The organism is Arthrobacter agilis, assembly GCF_002953615.1.
In the GTDB taxonomy this organism is placed as follows: Bacteria; Actinomycetota; Actinomycetes; order Actinomycetales; family Micrococcaceae; genus Arthrobacter_D; species Arthrobacter_D agilis_B.
The window spans coordinates 3,234,661-3,238,546 of record NZ_CP024915.1 but is presented as its reverse complement, the minus strand read 5'-3'; the positions used below and the strand labels follow the sequence as shown (position 1 = coordinate 3,238,546).

Sequence of the window (3,886 nt, the reverse complement as noted above, 5' to 3'; positions counted from 1 at the left end):
CGAGGAAGGCGCCGATGATACCGAAGATCGTGCCGCCCGCCGTGACGGAGGCGAGGACCACGGCGGGATGGATCTCGAGGGTGCGGCCCACCAGCAGGGGCTGGATGAAGTTGCTCTCGAGCTGCTGCACGAGCACCACCAGCCCGAGGACGATCAGTGCCGTCACCCAGCCGTAGGCCAGAAAGGCCACGAGGGTCGCGACGAGGCCGGAGACGATGGCTCCGACCACCGGGATGAACGCGGAGAAGAACACGAGCACGGCCAGCGGGACCGCGAGCGGGATGTCCAGCAGCACGAGGCCCAGCCCGATGAACACGGCGTCCACGAGCGCCACGGTGGCCTGCGCGAAGATGTAGGAGGACAGCGTCTTCCAGGCCCCGCCGGCGATGCTCGCGGCGTGGGCGTACGCCGCGGAGTTGGTCCACCGCCCCGCCCAGGGCAGGAAGCGGTCGCCGTCCTTGAGGAAGAAGAACGTGAAGACGAGCGCCAGCAGCACGACGACGGTGCCCGAGGTCAGCTCGCTCAGCCCCGTGGTGATACCGGTGACGATGTTCCCGACGTTCGCCTGCAGCTGGCTCAGGCCGGTGTCCACGATCCCGTCCAGGTTGGCACCGTCCAGGTTCAGGGGCGGCCCGGCGACGAAATCCGCGAGGTCGGCGACATTGTCCCGGGCCAGCGTCGAGAGGTCTGCGACCCCGCCGGCGATCGAGGGAACGGTCAGCGCTCCGATCCCGCCGACGAGGCCGAGGAATCCGAAGAGCGTCACGAGGGCGGCGAGCACCTTCGGGAGGCCCTTGCGCAGGAACCGGTTGACCGGCCAGAGGACCGAGGCGAGCAGCAGTGCGAACAGCGTGGGCAGCACGATCGACCACAGGGCCCCGGTGATGTACCAGAGGATGACCAGTCCTGCCAGGACGATGATGCTGCGCGCCGTCCAGGCGGCACTGGCCTTCAGTCCCTCCGCGAAGGCGTGGGGGCGGAAGCGCCGGGCCACCGAGGAGCCGTGCGGTTCCGCCGGGGCGGGCGCCGCGGGGAGCCGCCAGCGGCGGGAGCGGGATCGCACGGAGGTCGGGTCTGCCGGGTTGTCGGAGTCTGCAGGTGTCACACAGCCATCCTGCCCTAGTCCCGGCCGGCGGCGCCGGGTGGCCGGCCGCTTGCACCCGCCGGGCTCCTCCCTCGGATCGACGGAGGAGCCCGGGCTAGGGTGGAGGAACACCTCCGACGCCAGCAAAGGGAACGCATGCGCTACGTGAAACTCGGCTCCACAGGCCTCGACATCTCGCCCCTCGCCCTCGGCTGCATGAGTTACGGCGAACCGGACCGCGGCAACCACCCCTGGACGCTGACCGAGGAGGAGAGCCGCCCCCTGATCCGCGCCGCGGTCGACGCGGGCATCAACTTCTTCGACACGGCGAACGTCTACTCCGACGGCTCGAGCGAGGAGATCGTCGGACGCGCGCTGGCGGAGTTCACCCGCCGCGAGGAGACCGTCATCGCCACCAAGGTGCACGGCCGCATGCACGAGGGGCCGAACGGCGCCGGGCTGTCCCGCAAGGCGATCTTCGCGGAGCTCGACAACAGCCTCCGGCGCCTCGGGACCGACTACGTGGATCTCTACCAGATCCACCGGTTCGACCCGGGAACCCCGCTGGAGGAGACCCTGGAAGCACTGCACGACGTCGTCCGGGCCGGCAAGGTGCGGTATCTCGGGGCGTCCTCCATGTATGCGTGGCAGTTCTCGAAAGCCCTCTACCTCCAGCGCATCAACGGCTGGACCCGCTTCGTCACGATGCAGGACCACTACAACCTGATCAATCGCGAGGAGGAGCGCGAGATGTACGGGCTGTGCGCGGACCAGGGCGTCGGCGTCCTGCCGTGGAGCCCGCTCGCGCGCGGGAAGCTGGCGCGCCCGTGGGACGAGACGACGTCGCGGTCCGAGACGGACTCCTTCGGCAAGACCCTCTACGGCACCCTCGACGCGGACCGGCGCGTGTCCGACGCCGTCGGGACCGTCGCCGGGGCGCGCGGGGTCACCCGCGCCCAGGTCGCCCTCGCCTGGGTGTCGCGCAATCCCGTGGTCTCCGCGCCGATCGTCGGCGTCGGCAAGCCGCGGCACCTCGAGGACGCCCTCGCCTCGCTGGACCTCGAGCTCACGGAGGACGAGGTCGGCGCGCTGGAGGAGCACTACGTGCCCCACCCCCTCGTCGGGTTCTGAGGTCCGTCCTCGCGCCGTGAGCGGATGTGGTCCCTCACCGCTCCCGCCCCGACCCGGCCGGCACGGAACCGCTCGTGCCCTCGGAGGCGCCGACCCCCGAGGCCGCCCTCGGTGCCTCCACCGCCGGCTCGGGCGGGGTGAGCCGGTCGGCGGACGCGCGGGCTTCGAGCGGTAGGTCGCCACCGACCGGGTCCTAGCGCACCTCCTCCCGGGGAGCAAGGGTGGTTGCGCTGTCGGCGCCGTGCTGTACGTTGTGACCACGCTCACTCGGAAGGCAGATCGATGACCATTTCCAGACGGCAGATACTCGGTGGTGCGGGCTTCCTCGCAGCGGCGGCAGCGCTCAATGGCTGCGCGGGATTCTCGGGGGGCGGCGGGTCGGAGGGCGGCGACGACGGCGGGGAGAACACCCTCACGTTCACCACCTGGGGCAGCCCCGCCGAGGAGGAGGGTTTCCGCCGCGGCATCGCCGCCTTCGAGGCCGCGAACTCGGGCACGAAGGTCAAGCTCGACCTCGTCCCCTACGAGCAGATCTTCTCGAACATCGACGCCCAGCTGCAGGCCGGCACGGCTCCGGACCTCTTCCGCGTGGACTACGGCACCATCGGCGCCTACAGCAGCCAGGACCAGCTCCTCGACCTCGGCAGCTACTTCGACACCGCCGCCGGCGAGGAGTTCCTCCCTGCGATGTGGCAGGCCGTCCAGTTCGACGGCAAGCCCTACGGCGTGCCCCACCAGACGGACACCTCGGCCGTCGTGTACCGCACGGACCTCTTCGAGCAGGCGGGCATCGGCAGTGTCCCGGACAGCCTCGACTCCGCCTGGACCTGGGACGAGTTCCGCCAGGTCGCGGAGCAGCTCCGCGGGTCCCTCCCCGACGACCTCTTCCCCTTCGTCTACAACTGGCAGCTGGGCGGGTCCACCCGCTGGTTGAGCTGGCTGTTCCAGGCGGGGGGACGGCTCTTCGACGAGAACCTGACCGGATCCGCGATCGAGTCCGATGCCGGCGCGAAGGCCCTCGCGTTCACGCAGGGGTTCTTCACCGACGGCCTGGTGCCTCCCAGCAGCTCGGTGAAGTCCTCGACCTACGCCGACAACGCGTTCTCGGCCGGCACCACCGCCATGGCCTTCGTCGGCAACTTCGTGCTCCCGAGCCTCGACGAGGCCATCACCGACTTCGAGTGGGGGGCCACCTACCTGCCACGCGATCAGCGAGGCGCCTGCGATCTCGGTGGCAACGCCCTCGTGGCCACGAAGAACGCACGCAATCCCGACCTCGCCGCGGAGTTCCTGAAATTCATGACCCAACCGGACCAGATGTCCGATTTCTGTGCCCGCGCGATGGAGCTGCCCACCCTGACCAGCCTGGTGGACGCCGACCTCGACTACCAGACGCGGCCCGACATCGCGGGCATCTTCGTGGAGCAGGCGACGACGCTCGAACCGGGTGACGTCCAGCAGCTCACCTCCCCCGCCATGGCGACCATCAACCCGAAGCTCCGCGACCAGCTGGAGGCCGCGTTCGTCCAGGGCCAGCCGGTCGAGGAGACGCTGGCGAACATCGCGGCAGCAGTCGACGAGGCAGCCGGCTGATGTCCGCCGGCACCTCGGCGCGCGAGGAGTCGACCGGCAGGACCGATCCAGCCGCCTCCCCGGCCGCCACCTATGCCG

The 3,886-nt window shown here is 70.2% G+C and carries 3 protein-coding genes; 2 read left to right on the top strand and 1 reads right to left on the bottom strand.

Annotated features, from left to right (window positions below; genetic code table 11):
- Positions 1 to 1,105, bottom strand: a 1,105-nt coding sequence (locus tag CVO76_RS15870; RefSeq protein ID WP_208740079.1) for an AI-2E family transporter, incomplete at its 3' end; no start/stop codon positions are given.
- Between the two features lie 135 nt (positions 1,106 to 1,240).
- Here CVO76_RS15870 and CVO76_RS15865 point away from each other — a divergent pair.
- Entirely contained in the window at positions 1,241 to 2,215 is a 975-nt protein-coding gene (locus tag CVO76_RS15865; RefSeq protein WP_133082684.1) for an aldo/keto reductase, read from the top strand.
- 282 nt (positions 2,216 to 2,497) lie between these two features.
- Positions 2,498 to 3,808, top strand: a complete 1,311-nt coding sequence (locus CVO76_RS15860) for an ABC transporter substrate-binding protein (RefSeq protein ID WP_133082683.1) — start codon at positions 2,498 to 2,500, stop codon at positions 3,806 to 3,808.
- Positions 3,809 to 3,886 lie beyond the last annotated feature (78 nt).